The sequence below is a fragment of the Amycolatopsis sp. NPDC058278 genome (assembly GCF_042881395.1).
Taxonomy (GTDB): domain Bacteria; phylum Actinomycetota; class Actinomycetes; order Mycobacteriales; family Pseudonocardiaceae; genus Amycolatopsis.
This window is the reverse complement of the sequence record NZ_JBHVXZ010000041.1, coordinates 41,340-57,699: the sequence shown is the minus strand read 5'-3', so window position 1 is coordinate 57,699 and position 16,360 is coordinate 41,340. Positions and strand designations below refer to the sequence as shown.

Genomic DNA, 16,360 nt, shown 5'->3' with positions numbered 1-16,360 from the left:
AGTTCGTGGGCCGCGCCCGCCGAAAGCGCGGGCGCGGCCCACCGGCATGAAGGAGTGACGACATTGCGGAAGATCATCGTTTCGACCCTGGTGACCAGCGACGGCATCGTCGAAGATCCGGGCGGAATGACCGGTTTCGAACACGGCGGCTGGGCGAACCGGTATTTCAACGAAGAGGTCGGGAAACGCTCGCTTGAACGCCTGCAGTCCTGTGACTATTTCCTGTGCGGCGGGCACACCTACGAGATGTTCTCCAAGGCGTGGCCGAACGCCACCGGACCGTACGCCGACCGGCTGAACGCGATTCCGAAACTGGTCGCCTCGACGACCCTGGCCGAGCCGCTCACCTGGAACGCGAGCCTGCTGAAGGGCGACGCGATCGGCGCGCTGAAGAAGATCAAAGAAGAGGACGGCCAGGACATCCTGATGTACGGCAGCGTCACGCTGATGCGCTCGCTGCTGCGCGAGGGCCTGGTCGACCAGCTGGACCTCATGGTCTGCCCGGTCGTCCTCGGCACCGGGCAGCGACTGTTCGGCGAGGGTGGTCCGGTGGTGGAGCTGGAGCTCGCCGGGACCGCCCACCTCGACACCGGCATCGCCATCCTGAGCTACCGCCCGCAGCGGCCCGCGACGAGCTGAGCACCCCGGTGGTCCCACCCGGACTGTGGCCTGGGATCCCCCGCACCACAAGGGATCCGTGGCATCAGCCGGTTGCGGGCACCACGTGCACCGGAACGGCGACGACGGCACCGTCGTCCCCGTGGGACGACGGTGCCGTGCCATCCGCCGCTACGCGGCCTCGTCCAGCTCGGTCGCCGGCGGGTCGGCCGGGACGGCCGCCACGCCGCCGCGCCGGCGCAGCGCGCCCGGCAGCACGACCAGGACACCGAGTGCGGCGAGACCGATCGGGATGCTGATCGCCGGGACGAAGCCGTCGACGAGCGCGGCCGCTCCCCCGCCGGCGCCACCGCTGGCCGTCAGCACCGCGGTGACCACGGCCAGCCCGATCGCGCCGCCGACCTGCAGCGAGGTGTTCAGCAAGCCGCCGGCCAGCCCCTGCTCGTGGTCGGCCACGCCGGCGGTGGCCTGGATGTTGAACGAGGCGAACGCCATCAGGAAGCCGATGCCGAGCAGGACCGTGCTCGGGAACACCGCGGCCCAGTAGCCGGAGTGCTCGTCGACGCGCAGGAACAGCGCGTACGCCAGCACGTGCGCGAGCAGCCCGCCGAAGATCATCCGCTCGGTGCCGACCTTCAAGATCAGCGGTCCGATCTTCGGCGAGCCGAACGCGACGAACACGGCGGAGGGCAGGAAGCCCAGCGCGGTCTGCAACGGCGACCAGCCCAGCACCGACTGCAGGTAGAGCATCACCACGAACTGGAAACCGAGGTAGGCGCCGAAGAACAGCGCGGTACCGAGGTTCGCCGTGGCCAGCGGCCGCGACCGCAGGATGCCCAGGCGCAGCAACGGGCTGCGGCTGCGCCGCTCGATCAGCACGAACGCGACCAGCAGCGCCACCGCGCCGACGAAGCTCAGCACCGTCCGGGGCGCGCCGAAACCGGCCTCCGGGGCCTGCACGATGGTGAACACCAGCAGCAGCGAGCCGGCCGCCCCGGTGATCGCGCCGGGCAGGTCGTAGCCGATGCCGCCGCGTTCCGTGGGGTAGCCGGGAACCACCCTGGCCGACACCAGCAGCGCGACGAGCGCGATCGGCACCGGCAGGAAGAACGTCCAGCGCCAGCCGACCTGGGTCAGCAACCCGGAGAACACGAGGCCGGCGGCGAACCCGCTGGCGGCGAACACCGCGTAGATCCCGAGCGCCCGCCACCGGGCCGGGCCCTCCTGGAACGTCGTGGTGATGATCGACAGCGCGGCGGGCATGGTGAACGCCGCGGCCACGCCCTTGATGAACCGGGTGGCGATCAGCAGCGCGCCGTCGTCGACGACGCCGCCGAGGATCGAGGCGACGATGAAGACCGTGACGGCGGCGAGGAAGACCCGGCGCCGGCCGAGCAGGTCCGCGGTGCGCCCGCCGAGCAACAGCAGGCCGCCGAACCCGAGCGCGTAGCCGCCGGCGACCCACTGCAGCGCGCTGGTGGACATGCCCAGGTCGGCCCGGATCGCCGGCAGTGCCACGCCGACCATCGAGACGTCGAGCGCGTCCAGGCCTACGATCACGGACACGGCCAGCAAGATGGCCCACAGGCGGCCGCTCCACCGCGCCGAGGTGGTGGAAAGTGATGTCGCAGAACTCATGCGCCGACAGTACAGATCCGGTTGTCCGCCGAGTTCTTCCAGAATGCCGGTTCAGGAAGTGTGCGGAAATGTGACCAGCGCACGGGGACCTGCCGCGCGCGGTGACGTACAAGATCTGTCGGCGCCGACGCAGGATTTGATGGAGTCCCTTTCGCGGAATACCGGGCAGTCGACGGCGGACGCGGTGCGGCGAATCTTCGAATACCTGGGAGACCGCGCCTGCCCGGCGGAGGAAATCACCGTCCGCGCGGTCGCGTAATTCGGCAACCCGTATCGCCGCCGAGTTCGGCCGCGATCCGGGTCGCGGCGCGCCAGGCCAGCGCGACCGTGGTGAGCGTGGGGTTCGACGCGGTCGGCGTCGGGATGACGCCATTGCCGCCGACGTACAGGTTCCGCACTCCCCACACCCTCAGCTCGGGGTCGCAGACCGAGCGCCCGTCGTCGGTCGCTCCCATGCGGACGGTGCCCTGGTAGTGCAGTGACGCGCCGCCGGCTGCCAAGGCGGGCTCTTCGGCGAGGGTGCCGACCAGCTCCGCGCTCCGGTGGGAAAGGCCGCGCATGGCCTCGATCGTTTCGAGGTCGCGGGGGGTGTGCGAGTAGCGGATGGACATGCGCGGCATGCCGTAGTGATCGGTCTCGGTTTCGCTGAATTCGACGGCGTCGCCGCGCTGCACGTCCTTGGCGCCGTACCAGCTGACGAGGCCGAGGCGGTCGTCGATGCGCCCGCCGGCGGCGAACCCGTACGGCGAGTTCGCGACCGACATCACGCCGCCCTGGAGGGGCCGGTCGTCGGAGAAGGGGATCAGGACGTAGCCGATGTCCTCGATGCCGGACGCCTCGCCGCCCACGAAAGCGTCGTCGAGGCGGACGAAGGACACCATCTGCAGGTGGTCGTTGAGGTAGCGGCCCAGCGCGGGCGGGCGCACGCCCGAGGCGAACAGGACCTGCGGCGTGCGCAGACCGTCGGCGCAGACGACGACGTGCCGTGCCCGGACCACCGACACCTCGCCCGTACGCCGGTCCTCGAGCTCGGCCCCGGTCGCGACACCGTCCTCCACGACGACCCGGCGCGCCAGCGTCTCCGCGCGCAGCTCGAAGCCGGGTGCGGTCTCCTCGATGTCGCCGAGGATCGCGCCGGTGCCCGAGAAGCGAAGCTCGGCGCCGTCCCACTGGGCGGCGATCGGCATGAAGCCCACCGGCGGCAGGCCCGGCCCCTCGAACGCCTCGGCCATCCTCTTGCGCAGGGCACCGGCGACGCCCTGGTCGCTGCCGAAAGCCGTCACGCCGAGCAGGGCTTCCGCGTGGTCGAGCGCGGCGTCGAGTTCTCCGGCCGCGATGAAGGGCACGCGCTCGGACTGCCGCGGGCGCGGGCATCCCCCGGCCCAGTGGACCCCCATCCCGCCGACACCGCTCGCCATGCTGGCGGCCGGCAGCCCCACCTCACCGTCGGGGAGCACGGGCCGGGGGTCCACGAAGAACAGGCCGGGCAGCACGACCTGCCGGAACTCCGTCGACGGGTCGGCGCCCCCGGCGATGTCGGCCAGCGCCGTCGCCCGTTCGATCCCGGCGTCCGGTCCCTGGGTGAGCAGCTCCGCGGCCCGCCGGTCGGCACGCGGCAGGTTGTGCGTGTGCTCGCCACGCCGTCCCGGCAGCCGCGGACCGACCTCGACCATCAGGATCCGGGCACCCGGCACCGCGTCGCCGATCGTCCGGGCGTAGGTCGCGCCCGCCGGGCCGCTGCCCACGATGAGGACGTCGACGTCAGGAGTTGCAGTCATCTCGGGAAGCCTTTCGCTCACTGTGCCTACGCCGCGAAGAACGCATCGCGCTCAGGGGGCCGCGGACATCGATTCGGCCACGCTCATCACGTATTCGCCGTAGCTCGACTTCGCGAGCTTCTCCCCCAGCGCGTGGCAGTGGGCGGCGTCGATGTAGCCCATGCGCAGGGCGATCTCCTCGACGCAGGCGATGCGGACACCCGTGCGGTCCTCGATCACGCGCACGAATTGACCGGCCTCCAGCAGCGAGTCGTGGGTGCCGGTGTCCAGCCAGGCGAAACCCCGGCCGAGGTCGACCATCCGCGCGCGGTGCTGCTGCAGGTACCGGCGGTTGACGTCGGTGATCTCCAGCTCACCACGCGCGGACGGCTTCAGCGAGGCGGCGATGTCGAGCACGTCGTTGTCGTAGAAGTACAGCCCGGTGACCGCCCGGTCCGATCGGGGCCGGGCCGGCTTCTCCTCCAGGGAAAGCAGGTTTCCCGCCGCGTCGACCTCGGCCACGCCGTAGCGGTGCGCGTCCTTCACCCGGTAGCCGAACAGGACGCATCCGTCCAAATCGGACTTGGCCTGCTCGAGCACGCCGGAGAACCCCGGGCCGTGGAACAGGTTGTCGCCCAGGATCAGCGCGACCCGGGAATCGCCGACGAAGCGGCGGCCGATGACGAACGCCTCGGCGAGGCCGTTCGGCTGGTACTGGAGCGCGTACTCGATGTCCAGCCCGAACTGCTCCCCGGAGCCGAGCAGCCGGCGGAAGCTGGGGAGGTCCTCGGGCGTCGAAATCACCAGGATTTCGGTGATGCCCGCGAGCATCAGCACCGAGAGCGGGTAGTAGATCATCGGCTTGTCGTACACGGGAAGCAGCTGTTTCGACGTCGCCTGGGTGATCGGGTGCAGTCTCGAGCCGGCCCCGCCGGCGAGGATGATGCCTTTCACGGTCTCTCCAAACCTGGTGCACGGATCCACGGCGGGCACACTGTGCCAGCGGCTCGTGGAAGATGGCTCAAACCCCGTCCGAGCGGAGTCGAAGCATCCTTGAGCGGGTGGTGGTCCACTCGCCGGCATGGTCACCAGCTCCGAGCCGTCCCCCGCCGGGCTCCGGCACGACCTGCGGCAACGGGTCGCGGAGCTGGCGGCGGCACGAAGCAACCTGCTCACCGGCCCCTCGCCGGGTGCCACCGAACAGCAGCACGCCAAGGGAAAGCTGACCGTCCGCGAGCGGCTGGAGCTGTTGTTCGACGCCGGTTCCTTCCGGGAGATCGAGGGTTTCCGGCGCCACCGCGCCGCCGGGTTCGGGCTCGAGCACCACCGGCCGCCGTCGGACGGGGTCGTGACCGGCTGGGGGAAGGTCCACGGGCGGACGGTGTTCGCGTACGCCCACGACTTCCGCATCTTCGGCGGCTCGCTCGGCGAGGCGCACGCCGAAAAGATCCACAAGGTACCTCACCGGCCCGGACGTGGTGCGTTCGGTCACCGGCGAAGAGGTCTCGCACGAACAGCTGGCGGGGCCGACGCGCACGCCGGCGTTTCCGGCGTCGCCGGTTTCGTGTACGACACCGAAGAGGACTGCCTCGCCGACGTCCGCCACCTGCTGTCGATGCTGCCGGCCAACAACCGGGAACCGCCCCCGGCCGTGGTCCCGGCCGACGACCGGGACCGGGACTGCCCCGCGCTGCTGGACCTCGTCCCCGGCGATCCGAACCGGGCCTACGACATGCGCGCGGTGATCGAAGAGATCGTCGACGACGGCGACCCGTTCGAAACGCACGCGTCCTGGGCTCCCAACGTCCTCTGCGGACTCGCCCGGCTCGACGGGCACGTGGTGGGGATCGTGGCGAACCAGCCGGCGGCCCTGGCCGGCGTGCTGGACATCCCCGCCTCGGAAAAGGCGGCGCGGTTCGTGCAGACCTGTGACGCGTTCAGCATCCCGCTCGTCACCCTCGTCGACGTGCCGGGCTTCCTGCCGGGCCGGGAGCAGGAGCACGGCGGGATCATCCGGCACGGCGCCAAGCTGCTCTACGCCTACTGCGACGCGACCGTCCCGCGGATCCAGCTCATCCTGCGCAAGGCCTACGGCGGCGCCTACATCGTGATGGACTCGCGGTCGATCGGCGCGGACCTGCCCTTCGCCTGGCCGTCCAACGAAATCGCGGTCATGGGCGCCGAGGGCGCGGCGAACGTCGTCTTCCGCCGCGAGATCGCCGGCGCACCCGATCCCGAGGCCGCCCGCGAACAGCGCATCAAGGAGTACGTCCAGGAGCTGATGCACCCGTACCACGCGGCAGAGCGAAGCCTGGTGGACGACGTCGTCGACCCGGCCGCGACCCGGCGCATCCTCATCGACGGACTGGAAATGCTGCGGGCCAAGCAGGCCAGGCTGCCGTCCCGCAAGCACGGGAACCCGCCGTCGTGACCCCGGAGGACGTCGTGATCGTGCGTGGCGCCCCGGGCGACGACGAGCTGGCCGCGCTCGCCCTGCTGGCCTCGCGTCCGCGCGCGGCGCCGGTGGCCGGAAAGGCGCCCGCTTGGGTGCGGGAGAGCTTCACCGCCCCAGGCTCGTGGGCACGGGGCTGACCAGAGCCGTCAGCGCGCCGAGGGTCTGGTGCCGCAGCACAGCCGTCGGGGTGAGCGGGATCCCCGCACCGGCGGCCAGCTCCGCGACCCGGACCGCCAGCAACGACGTGCCGCCGAGGTCGAAGAAGTTGTCCTCCTCGGCGACTTCGTCCAGCTCCAGCAGGAACCGCCAGATCCCCGCCAGCCGTTCACCCCGCGTCCCCTCGAACGCCGGCGCGGTGAGGGCCCGGCGGTCGAGCTTGCCACGGCGGTTGACGGGCAGCGCGGTGGCGGTGCGGATCACGGCGGGCACACAGTACGGGGGCAACGTGCCGGCGAGGTACCCGCGGAGCTCGGCCGCCGACGGTGGTGTCCCGTCCGGGACGACGGTCGCGACGAGACGGACGTCGCCGGCCGGGTCGGTCTCGGCCGTGACGACGGCCTGTGCCACGCCCGGGTGCCCGGCCAGCGCGATCTCGACCTCGGCGGGCTCGACGCGGTACCCGCGGATCTTGACCTGGTCGTCGAGCCGGCCGGCGAACACGAGATCGCCCGACGGCAGCCGCCGTCCGGCGTCGCCGGTGCGGTAACCGCCGTCGGTGAAGCGCTCGGCGGTCAGGTCGGGACGGCCGAGGTAACCGCGGGCGATGCCGGTGCCGCCCAGCCAGATCTCGCCGGTGGCGCCGTCCGGGACCGGTGCGCCGGCGGCGTCGAGCAGCCGGATCTCGGTGCCGTCGATCGGTTTGCCGATCGGCACCGGCGTGTCCGGCCAGCACCGCGCCCGAGCCGCGTCGATCGCGAACACGCAGCGGCCGACCACTCCCTCGGTCGGGCCGTAGTGGTTGTACAGCAGGGCATCCGGCGCGACCCGGGCCCACGACCGCAGGAGATCGGGCGGGAGGGCTTCGCCGCCGATGACGTACGCGGCACTGCGCAACCGCCGTCCGTCCACCTCGGGCAGCAGGAGGCGCAGGTGCGTCGGCGTGAGCCGGACGAAGCCGTGCGGACGCTCCATCGCGGACAGCAGCTCGTCGAACCCGGCGTCTTCCGGCAGCAGGGTGATCGACTCACCGCGGACGAGCGGGACGAACAGGCTGGTGAAGGAGAAGTCGAACGACAGCGGCGAATGCAGGATGCTCCCCGCCGCCGCGCGGGGAAGCGTGCGCGCGGCCCAGCCGACGTAGTTGGTGAGCCCGGCGTGCTCGACCTCGACGCCCTTGGGTTTCCCGGTCGAGCCCGAGGTGTACAGGACATACGCCAGGTCGCGCGGACTGGGAAAAGAAGGACGCGGCCCGATGGGGGCCGCGGACTCGAGCGACAGCACCGGTACGCCGGCCACCGGGGGGTGGCCGGTGGCCGCCAGCACGGCAACGGCGCCGGAGTCTTCGATCTGGTGCGCGACCCGGGCCTCGGGCAGGGTGACGTCGATCGGGACGAAGGCGCCGCGGGCCCGCAGCACGGCCAGTATCCCGATCACCGCTTCGACGCCGCGGGGTGCGCAAACCGCGACGCGCTGCCCCGGGACCAGCTCGAGCGTCGTGGCGAGCGCATCGACCCGGGCCACGAGTTCGCCGTAGCTCACCCGGGTACCCCGGCAGTCCAGCGCGAGCGCGCCGGGCGCCTCCTTCGCGCGGTCCGCGATCCGCTCGATCACCGTCGCGGGCACGGGAGCTCCTCGGACACCAGGCCGGCCAGCTCGGACCAGGCCCCGTTCGGGAAGAGCTGCCGCGCGCGGACGCCGGCCAGCCGCAGCGGCCGGGTCGTCTCGCGCTGCCAGTCCGTCCACCGCGCCGGCGTGACCACCAGGTCCTCCTCGGTGGCCACGACGGTGACCGGCACCGGCAACGGCGGCTCGCTCTCGTACACGTAGGACCGGCTGAGCGCGAGGTCGGCGAGCACCGGCGGTGCGAGCACGGCGAGCAGGTCCGGATCGCCCAGGATCCGCGGATCGGTGACGCCGTTGCCGGCGAGCTCGGTGCGCAGGTCGCCGATGGGCCGGGGGTCGGTCAGCCGCCCGGGCGCTTCGCAGGAGGCGACCACGAGCCGTCCGGGCAGTTCCCCGCCGCGCCGCCGCAGCTCGCGGGCGAGCTCGAAGGCGAGCAGGCCGCCCGAGCAATGTCCGAACAGGACCGTCGGCAGATCGGGCAGGGCGTGCAGGTCGTCCGCGAGGCCCGAAACCGCCGCGGCCAGATCGGCGTGCGGAGGGTCGTCGAGCCGGCTTTCGCGACCGGGCCAGCGCACGGCCAGCAGTTCGGTGTCCGGGGGCACCAGGTTCCGCCACTCGCGGAACGGCCCGGCCCCACCACCCGCCCACGGCAGGCAGACCAGCCGGGCCCGCGGCTGCGCCGGCCGCGTCCAGTGCGCGATGCTCGCACCGGGCATGTGCACTCCTCTCCTGTCGGTTCCGGACCGGGCCGGACGCCGTCGGCGGCTCACTGCGCGGCCGCGCCGACACCGAGGTCGCGCAGCTGCAGCCGTCGTGCCCACGCCGTGGCGAGCCGCCGGGCCTCGCCGGCGCTCAGCACGTCCGTGCGGTACCGCAGCTGGGCGTGGGCCTCGGGCTCCGGCCAGACCTCCAGCGCGACGTCGTGCCACGTTTTCGCCGCGCTCAGCCGTTCCCGGCCCGTGCACCGCACGCCGGGGAGGTCGAGCGTCGCCACCGCGTAGACGTGGAACTCGAAAGTGACCTGCAGCAACGGAGAACACGGCACACCGGCCGGCGGCTGGTAAAAGGCGCTGATCGGCATCGGCGGGGACGCGAGGGCGGCCCGCAGCCGCTCCGCCGCGGTCTCGACCAGTTCGCCGGCCGGCGCGGCGGCGTCCGGGAACCGCACGGCCGCCGCCCACGGGAAACAGCCGATGACGTTCTCGACCTCGGGCACCGAGCGCCCGGCCACCGGCACGTTGACCAGAACGTCACGAGCGCCGGTGACGTCGTGCAGCGCGCCGGCGTACGCGGCCAGCAGTTCCGCGGCGGTGGCGCTCCGCCCGCCGGGAAGGGGCGCCGGGACGGTGACCCCCGGACCGACCTCGTCCCGGGCGCCGCCGAACGGCAACGCCGTGGCGCCGGCCAGCTGCTCCCGCCAGTAGTGCCGAGCCCGGCGGAGCTCGGCGGCCTGACGGCTTTCCTGGACGGCGATGGCGCGGTAGTACGAGGTCGGCTGCCGCTCGGCGGGCGGCTCCCCGGCGGCCAGCGCGGTGTAGGCGGTGGCGAGGTCCCGCAGCAGGATCTGCTCCGACCAGCCGTCGTACGCGGTGTGGTGCACGGAGATCGCGAGCAGGAAGCGGCGGTCGCCGAGCTCGGTGAGCCAGGCCCGGATCGGGATCTCGTTGGCCAGGTCGAAATCGCGGAGCAGGAACCGGCGGGCGTCCGCGGCGGTGCCGGTCCCGACGGTGCACACCGGGCCCACCGAGCCGGGCGGGTCCACCACCGGCCGCGGGCCGGCGAGGATGCGCGTGCGCAGCGCGTCGTGCCAGGACGTGACGACGTCGAGGGCGCCGGCCAGCGCACCGGTGTCGAGCTCGCCCTCCAGCCAGTACAGCCGGCGCAGCAGGTGGGCGTCGTCGCGCGGGTCGTCCAGCGCGACCCGGTAGGCCATGAACTGGCTCAGGGGCAGCCCGTAGTCCCACCGGCCTTCGGCGGCCCCGGCCGATTCCCGCACGGGCAGGGCGTCGACGACCGCCGCGATCGCCGCCGGCGTCTGCGCGCGCAGCACCCGCACCGGGAGGACGTCGACGTCGTGGCGCACCGAAAGCCGGTTGGCCAGCTTGATCGCGATGAGCGAGGTCGCGCCGAGGTCGAACAGGTTGTCGCCGGGGGCGACCGGCTCGCCGAGCAGCGACGACGCCACCTCGAGCACGGACGCGAGTGCCGATCGCTTCGCGTTGTCCTTCCCCACGGATCTCCCCCGTCAACCAGCGCGATGTACGTCGTGAGCAAGGTATGCGGGCTCGGTGGAGTCCTGGTCGACCGCGGGTGGGTCGACCGTGCGACCGCGGGCGTCGTCCGGTCGAAGGACCTGGGAAGTCGATCGTTAGCACCTCGCAAGATCCGCGCGCACCCGGACAGAATCGAACTCGTCCACATCGCCGAAGCACCCGGAGGGAACCACTTCATGTCTGCTCGCACCTCGATCGGAACGAAAGCGGTCGTGGCCGCCGGTTTCGCACTGGCCCTCGCCTGCACCGGAGCCACCACGGCCTCGGCCGCGCCCGCTGCCGCGGCGCTGACCGCGAGCCCGAGCAGCGGCCTCGCCGACGGGCAGGTCGTGGACGTGTCCGGAACCGGCTACGCCGCCGGCTCGACGATCGTCCTGCTGGAGTGCGACGCCGCCCAGCCGGCCGGCCGGGCGTGCGACAAGGCGGCACTGGTGGCGACCGTCGCCGGCGCCGACGGCGCGCTGGCCGCGAAGCTGACCGTGCACAAGGCGTTCCAGGCGGTCGATCTCAGCACCGGCGCGGCCGGGGCCACCGTGGACTGCGCGACCGCGCACTGCGTGATCGCTTCCGCCGACACCAGCAACACCGGCAGCGAGGGCGCCGGCGTCTCGATCACGTTCGGCTGACCCGCCGTGAGCCCGGTGCCGGTCACGCGCTTCCCTCCCCCAGCGAGCCGTGACCGGCACCTTCCCGGGAAGTGGTTCAGACCATGGAAGAGGTCAGGGAGGTCAGGTGGGCAGCCATCTCGTTGGGCGTCGGCAGCTGCCGCATCGCGTCGCGCACGCTCGCGGTCGCCGCCGAGAAGGCCGGGTCGCCGAGCATCCGGGCGGCCTTCTCGCGCAGGACCTCGTCGGTCGCGTCCGAGGGCAGCACGAACTCGCCACAGCCGTTCTCCGCCAGGAGTTCGGCGTTGAGCGCGGTGTCGGTCATCTGGGGCACCAGCAGCTGCGGGGTGCCGGACGCCAGCGCGGTCATCACCGTGCCGAGCCCGGCGTGCGAGATCACCAGGTCGCACCGCGGCAGCAGGGCGTTGAACGGGACCCCGGACACCACCCGGACGTTGGCGGGCAGCTCGCCGATCAGGTCGGCGTCCGCGGCGGTCACCGCGGCGACGACCTCGACGTCCAGCCCGGCGACCGCGCGGACCACCTGGCCGGTCACCACCATCTTGCGGTCGAACCGGCCCGACGACGTCCCCCAGGAGACGCAGACGCGCTTGCGCGGGCTCGGCTCGTGGAGCCAGTCCGGCAGCACGCCGGGGCCGTTGTACGGCACGTACTGCATCAGGAGGCGGGAGCCCGGGGACGCGATCTGCAGTTGCGGCGGGCAGGGGTCGACGCTGACGGCAGCGAGCGACGGGACCTCGTCGAGCCCCCAGTGCGCCCGCACCTCGGCGAGCGCTTCGGCTTCGAACTCGCGGAACAGCCCGGCGTAGTCGATGCCCCAGGTGTGCCGGATCGCGGGCACGCCCAGCAGGTCGGCCACCATCGGGCCCGCGTAGGTCCAGGCCTCGTACAGCACCACGTCCGGGCGCCAGCGCCGGGCGAAGTCCAGCAGGCCGTCCATCATCGTCCAGCAGGCGGCCACGCCGAGCCGGCAGTTCAGGGTGCCGTGGCGGCGCATGTCGCGCCAGTGCGGCGGGTTCACGCCTTCGGAGTCGGCGAGCCGGCGCAGGAAGCCGCCCATCATCGCGCCGGCGTCGACGCTCTCGCCCACCGCGGCGGCGGGCAGGCCCGAGCGCAGCACGGTACCGACGAGCCCCGGCTGGGTGGCGACGACGACCTCGTGGCCCTGCGCCCGCAGGGACCAGGCCAATGGCACCAGCGGGAAGTAGAGGGTGTTCCAGTTCCATGTCGTGATCAGCACGCGCACGCGACGTTCATCCTCCGATCCCGGTCGCCGACAGCGCTCCGAGCGTCGGGGTGGCCGCTCGAACCGGCGTCCAGAACGGGTGGCGCGCGGTTGCCGTCCCGTTCGGAACCGGGGCAGGATGATCCCCACCCGGACGTCCGGCAGATCCAGTGAATTCCACGAAGAAGGAGTGCACCATGAGCAATCCCTGGCGCGAGGGCACCACACCCGCCAAGCGCTTTCCCGCAGGCGCCGTTCTGGGCTCCGCGATGCCGCTCGCCCTGGTCTGGGTGATCCTCTACCTGACCGGCGCGGTCGACTCGGGCGCACTGATCGGCATCGCGGTCGCGATCGTCGTGCTGGTGCTGTTCATCTGGGTGGCCGCGAGCATCCGGCTGCGACGAGGCCGCTGACCGGACGGACGGCCGGTGGCGTCGCCGCCGGCCGGAAACCGGTCACAGGCAGGCAAACGCCGCAAGGTCGACTTCCGGCACCGGCGGCGCGTTCTTCGTCACGAACCGCTTCAGGTAGGCCCAGCCGTCGGTGCCACCCGAGCCCTTGCTGTCGGGCAGGTATTTGCGGGCGAAGCCGTAGTGCCGGCCGCGCCAGACGAGCAGGGCGCGCTCGGCCGCCGCGCACAGCTCGTCCAGCTCGGGACGGCCCAGGCCGGCCACCACCCGGCGCAGCGGCTGCACCTCCACGTGCGGTTCGCCGCGCAGGCACGACAAGTGCGGGAAGCGCGCGAAGATCTCCTCGCGGCGCGGATCGTGGCCGTGCACCACCAGTTCCATCAGGTGGTAGTTCATCGACTGCACGGCGCTGGCGTCGCCCGTCTCGGCGCGGAACGACATGAACCGCTCCGGCGTGAGCGTCGTCAGCACCTCGAAGATGCCGTTGAGCAGGTCGGCGAACAGGCCGAGCTGACGCAGCCGGAACGCCGACCCGGCCGGCAGGGCGAGCCGCCGGACCAGGAAGAACACCAGCTCACAGGCCTGCACGGACCGCAGGAACACGTGCTCCTCGTGCTTGTCGGACTGCGGGAAGCCCGAACAGCCCAGCAGCAGGAACGCCCGCGTTTCGTCCACCGGCAGCTCCCCCACCCGGCTGCGCGGGGTCGCGGGCAGGTCGGCGACGCGCGTGGTCAGCCCGGTCAGCAGCTCGACGCGCTCGGCGAGGTACGGCAGCTCCGGCAGCGCCCGGCGCTCGAGGTCGAGCAGGTCGGCCAACGTGAGCCGCAGCGCCAGGGCCGCGGCCGCCACCGGGTCGGGCGCGTCCGCCAGGAACCACTCGTGGACGTGCAGGCTGGTGTAGCGGTAGTACTCCGGAATCGGCCGCGGGCTGAACGGCCGGGTCAGCAACCGCAACGGCAGGTTCGCTTCGGTGGGCTCGGCGGCGGCTTCCTCGTGCCACCGCCCGAACAGTTCCCGTTCGGCGGCGGTGAGCGCGAACCGGCCGGCTCTTCGCTGGGCCGCGACGATGTCCGCGCAGACCCCGGTGAAGGCGGCCATCACGCCCGGCCCAGCACGAGGTGCTTGTCGCGGGTGCCGCGCCGGACCTCACAGCCGTGGAAGCCGGCCGCGGTCAGCAGCTCGACGTATTCCGCGGCGCTGCGGTGACGGCCTTCGGTTTCGACGTGCATGGAGAGGTTCATCGCCGCGGTGGCGAGCGGGCCGACGCCGTCGTCGTCGAACAGCCGCTCCATGATCAGCACCAGCCCACCGGGCCGGCACGCGCGGCGCGCGGCGGCCAGCAGCTCGGCGCACGTCCCGTCGGCCCAGTCGGACAGGATGTAGCCGAACGCGATCCGGTCGCCCTCGGGCAGCCGGTCGCGGAAGAAGTCACCGGGCGTGAATCCGAGCCGTCCGGCGAGGCCGAAGCGCTCGCGCGTGCGGGCGACGGCGGGGCCGACCGCCGGCAGGTCGAACACCGTGGCCGTCAGCGACGGCGCGGCCCGCAGCGCGGCCACCGCGAACGGGCCGCTCGCCCCGCCGACGTCGACCAGGTGCGTCGCGGTGTCCAGTTCGGACAGTGCGGCCAGCTCCGCCGAGACGCCGTGGCTGAGGTCCCACATGGCCTGCAGGAACCGCTCGGTCGCGGCCTCGTCGTGGTAGAGCACGTCGAACGGCCGGGTGCCGGCCGGCTTGCCCCGCTCGAGGAAGCCGGCCACCTCGGACATCCGCCCGGCCGTGCTCTCGGTCAGGTGGGTGACGAACCCGCCGAGGTACTCCTCGGCGCCGGAGTCGACGAACGGCCGGAGGTCGGCGGGCACCACCCAGCCGTCCACTCCTGCCTCGAGCAGGCCCGCTCCGCCGAGCACCACGAGGATCCGGTGGAGGGTCTCCCGGTCGAGCCCGAGCTTTTCGGCCACCACTGTGGACGGTGCGGGCGCGGGCAGCAGGGCGTCGAACACACCGTGGGCGCAGGCCAGCTGCACCGCGTGCGTGACGTACAGCCCGTAGACAGCACGTTCGAGCCGTTCGGGGAACACGGGTTCGACCTCCTGGTCGGCAGCGTCGGCAAAGTGGGCGCTTCCACGTGGCAGCGCCGTGTCGGGGTGGGGTCAGCAGAGGGCGCGCATGCAGGCCAGCAGGCTGCGCGCTTCGACGTTCAGGTAGCCGCTGTGCGGGATGAGCGCCGACAGCTGGGCGAGGCTGGCCCAGCGGAAGCCCGGCGGGGTCGCGGCGAACCGGACGTCGTCGGCGACCTCCACGATCCGGTACCGGTTCTCGGCCCGGTAGAACCGGCCGCCTTCCTCCGAGAGGACGACGTCGTACTTGACGTCCTTCCCCCGCGCCGTGCGCACGTGGTCCAGGAACGCGGGACGCCGTTCCGGCGCCAGGTGCAGGTAGTTGTCCGGCATGCACTGCACGGTCGGGCCCAGTTCGACGATGTCGGGGGTACCCGCCTCGACCCTGGCCTGCAGCAGCACTTCCAGGTACCCGCGGGCGCGGCTGGCCAGGAAGGCGACCAGACCCGTGCCGCACGGCGCGATGAGCGGCTGGGTCCAGCTGCGGACCTCGCGGCCGGTGGCCGTGACCGACATCGCGACGACCTCGAAGTAACGGGCCTCCTCGTGGGCGATCACCCGCTCGTCCCGGTGCCAGCGGCCGACCGACCGCAGGGGCGTGAGTTTCGCGGTGAGCTCGCAGTCGCCTTTGACGTGGTTGAGCCAGTTCTGGAGGCCGGCGGGTTCGGGGTCCTGCCGGAAGGACGCGACGACCGCCGGGCCCAGCTCGCCCGCGCGCCGCTCGGGCGGCCGGGCGGTGGCGTTCATCGGGAGGCAGGCCAGCACGGTGCGGCTGTCCATGTTGACCATGTTGTCCTGCCGCAGCAGCTCGTGGACCTGGCCGAGGGTGAACCACCGGAAGCCCTCGTGCAGCGGCACGTCCTCGGTGGTCTCGACGATGATGTTGCGGTTGCGCTTGCGGAAGAACCGGCCACCCTGCTCCGAGTGCAGCACGTCGACGAGCACGGTGCCGCGGCCGGGTTCGGTGAAGTGCTCGAGGTACTTGGTCGCCGCGCCGCCGTGGAGGCGCAGGAAGTTGCTGCGGGTGGCCTGGACGGTCGGGGAAAGCTGGATCACGTTGACGTTGCCCGGCTCCATCTTCGCCTGCATCAGCAGGCAGAGCACCCCGTCGATCTCCTTGACCAGGATGCCGAGCACCCCGACCTCGGGCTGGTGGATGATCGGCTGCGTCCACGCCGGCACGACGCCGGCGGGGTCGTGCACGTCGAGACCGCGGATCGTGAAGAAGCCGCCGGAACGGTGGCCGAGGTCGCCGGTGTCCGGATCGAACGACCAGCCGTCCAGCTCGGCGAACGGGATCGCCTCGGTCGTGAAGCTGCCGCGCGCGGTCCGTTCGGCCAGCCAGGCGGTGACTTCACCGTGCCCGCCGAGCGTCGGCGTGCTCAGCGTGGCCGCCGATTCCAGGAACCGGTCCAGCATGTCCCGCTGAACGAGAGTGGAGGGAGAAGTCACCACCGGT

At 72.3% G+C, this 16,360-nt stretch carries 14 protein-coding genes and 1 pseudogene; 5 read left to right on the top strand and 10 right to left on the bottom strand.

Annotation, left to right across the window (positions count from 1 at the left end):
* Positions 1 to 54 precede the first annotated feature (54 nt).
* Positions 55 to 639 carry a dihydrofolate reductase family protein gene (locus ACFVYA_RS22295; protein WP_285992678.1) on the top strand — a complete coding sequence of 195 codons (585 nt, stop codon included), beginning with the start codon at positions 55 to 57 and terminating at the stop codon, positions 637 to 639.
* Positions 640 to 789: 150 nt separating this feature from the next.
* Here the strand turns inward: ACFVYA_RS22295 and ACFVYA_RS22290 are convergent, their stop codons facing one another.
* The 3 genes from ACFVYA_RS22290 to rfbA all read right to left on the bottom strand — a co-directional run bounded on the left by ACFVYA_RS22290 (position 790) and on the right by rfbA (position 4,967).
* Positions 790 to 2,256 (bottom strand): MFS transporter, encoded by a 1,467-nt coding sequence (locus tag ACFVYA_RS22290; protein WP_387047549.1) that lies wholly within the window; start codon positions 2,254 to 2,256, stop codon positions 790 to 792.
* A 236-nt stretch (positions 2,257 to 2,492) separates the two neighbouring features.
* Positions 2,493 to 4,034 (bottom strand): GMC oxidoreductase, encoded by a 1,542-nt coding sequence (locus tag ACFVYA_RS22285; RefSeq protein ID WP_387047547.1) that lies wholly within the window; start codon positions 4,032 to 4,034, stop codon positions 2,493 to 2,495.
* A gap of 51 nt (positions 4,035 to 4,085) precedes the next feature.
* The gene (gene rfbA / locus ACFVYA_RS22280) at positions 4,086 to 4,967 is read right to left on the bottom strand and encodes a glucose-1-phosphate thymidylyltransferase RfbA (protein WP_387047545.1); all 882 of its coding nucleotides are present in this window, start codon (positions 4,965 to 4,967) and stop codon (positions 4,086 to 4,088) included.
* A 127-nt stretch (positions 4,968 to 5,094) separates the two neighbouring features.
* On the opposite strand from rfbA, the pseudogene ACFVYA_RS22275 reads away from it, so the two are divergent.
* Both ACFVYA_RS22275 and ACFVYA_RS22270 read left to right on the top strand, forming a co-directional pair.
* Positions 5,095 to 6,444, top strand: a pseudogene (locus ACFVYA_RS22275) (acyl-CoA carboxylase subunit beta).
* Complete coding sequence (locus ACFVYA_RS22270) at positions 6,441 to 6,605, top strand: hypothetical protein (protein ID WP_387047543.1); 165 nt, start codon at positions 6,441 to 6,443, stop codon at positions 6,603 to 6,605. The pseudogene ACFVYA_RS22275 and the gene ACFVYA_RS22270 overlap by 4 nt, the downstream one beginning before the upstream one ends.
* On the opposite strand, the gene ACFVYA_RS22265 is transcribed toward ACFVYA_RS22270, so the two are convergent.
* From ACFVYA_RS22265 to ACFVYA_RS22255, 3 genes are read right to left on the bottom strand one after another with little or no spacing between them, the layout of a single operon-like run.
* A complete protein-coding gene (locus tag ACFVYA_RS22265) occupies positions 6,574 to 8,250 on the bottom strand; it encodes a non-ribosomal peptide synthetase (RefSeq protein WP_387047541.1) in 1,677 nt (558 codons plus the stop codon). The genes ACFVYA_RS22270 and ACFVYA_RS22265 overlap by 32 nt on opposite strands.
* Positions 8,235 to 8,966 (bottom strand): thioesterase II family protein, encoded by a 732-nt coding sequence (locus tag ACFVYA_RS22260; RefSeq protein ID WP_387047540.1) that lies wholly within the window; start codon positions 8,964 to 8,966, stop codon positions 8,235 to 8,237. The genes ACFVYA_RS22265 and ACFVYA_RS22260 overlap by 16 nt, the downstream gene beginning before the upstream one ends.
* Positions 8,967 to 9,016: 50 nt before the next feature.
* Entirely contained in the window at positions 9,017 to 10,483 is a 1,467-nt protein-coding gene (locus ACFVYA_RS22255; RefSeq protein ID WP_387047538.1) for a condensation domain-containing protein, read from the bottom strand.
* 216 nt (positions 10,484 to 10,699) lie between these two features.
* Between ACFVYA_RS22255 and ACFVYA_RS22250 the strand changes: the two genes are divergently transcribed.
* Positions 10,700 to 11,149, top strand: a complete 450-nt coding sequence (locus ACFVYA_RS22250; RefSeq protein WP_387047536.1) for an enediyne antibiotic chromoprotein — start codon at positions 10,700 to 10,702, stop codon at positions 11,147 to 11,149.
* Between the two features lie 76 nt (positions 11,150 to 11,225).
* Here ACFVYA_RS22250 and ACFVYA_RS22245 read toward each other — a convergent pair whose 3' ends face one another.
* On the bottom strand, positions 11,226 to 12,395 hold the full coding sequence (locus tag ACFVYA_RS22245; RefSeq protein ID WP_387047535.1) for a nucleotide disphospho-sugar-binding domain-containing protein: 1,170 nt from the start codon (positions 12,393 to 12,395) through the stop codon (positions 11,226 to 11,228).
* A gap of 176 nt (positions 12,396 to 12,571) precedes the next feature.
* Between ACFVYA_RS22245 and ACFVYA_RS22240 the strand changes: the two genes are divergently transcribed.
* Complete coding sequence (locus ACFVYA_RS22240; RefSeq protein ID WP_387047534.1) at positions 12,572 to 12,787, top strand: hypothetical protein; 216 nt, start codon at positions 12,572 to 12,574, stop codon at positions 12,785 to 12,787.
* 42 nt (positions 12,788 to 12,829) lie between these two features.
* On the opposite strand, the gene ACFVYA_RS22235 is transcribed toward ACFVYA_RS22240, so the two are convergent.
* From ACFVYA_RS22235 to ACFVYA_RS22225, 3 genes are all read right to left on the bottom strand, one after another.
* Positions 12,830 to 13,882, bottom strand: coding sequence for a hypothetical protein (locus tag ACFVYA_RS22235; RefSeq protein ID WP_387047532.1), 1,053 nt, complete (start codon positions 13,880 to 13,882; stop codon positions 12,830 to 12,832).
* Positions 13,882 to 14,862 (bottom strand): methyltransferase, encoded by a 981-nt coding sequence (locus tag ACFVYA_RS22230; RefSeq protein WP_387047530.1) that lies wholly within the window; start codon positions 14,860 to 14,862, stop codon positions 13,882 to 13,884. Before ACFVYA_RS22230 ends, ACFVYA_RS22235 begins: the two co-directional genes overlap by 1 nt.
* Before the next feature lie 72 nt (positions 14,863 to 14,934).
* The gene (locus ACFVYA_RS22225) at positions 14,935 to 16,356 is read right to left on the bottom strand and encodes an NDP-hexose 2,3-dehydratase family protein (RefSeq protein ID WP_387047528.1); all 1,422 of its coding nucleotides are present in this window, start codon (positions 16,354 to 16,356) and stop codon (positions 14,935 to 14,937) included.
* Positions 16,357 to 16,360: the final 4 nt, after the last annotated feature.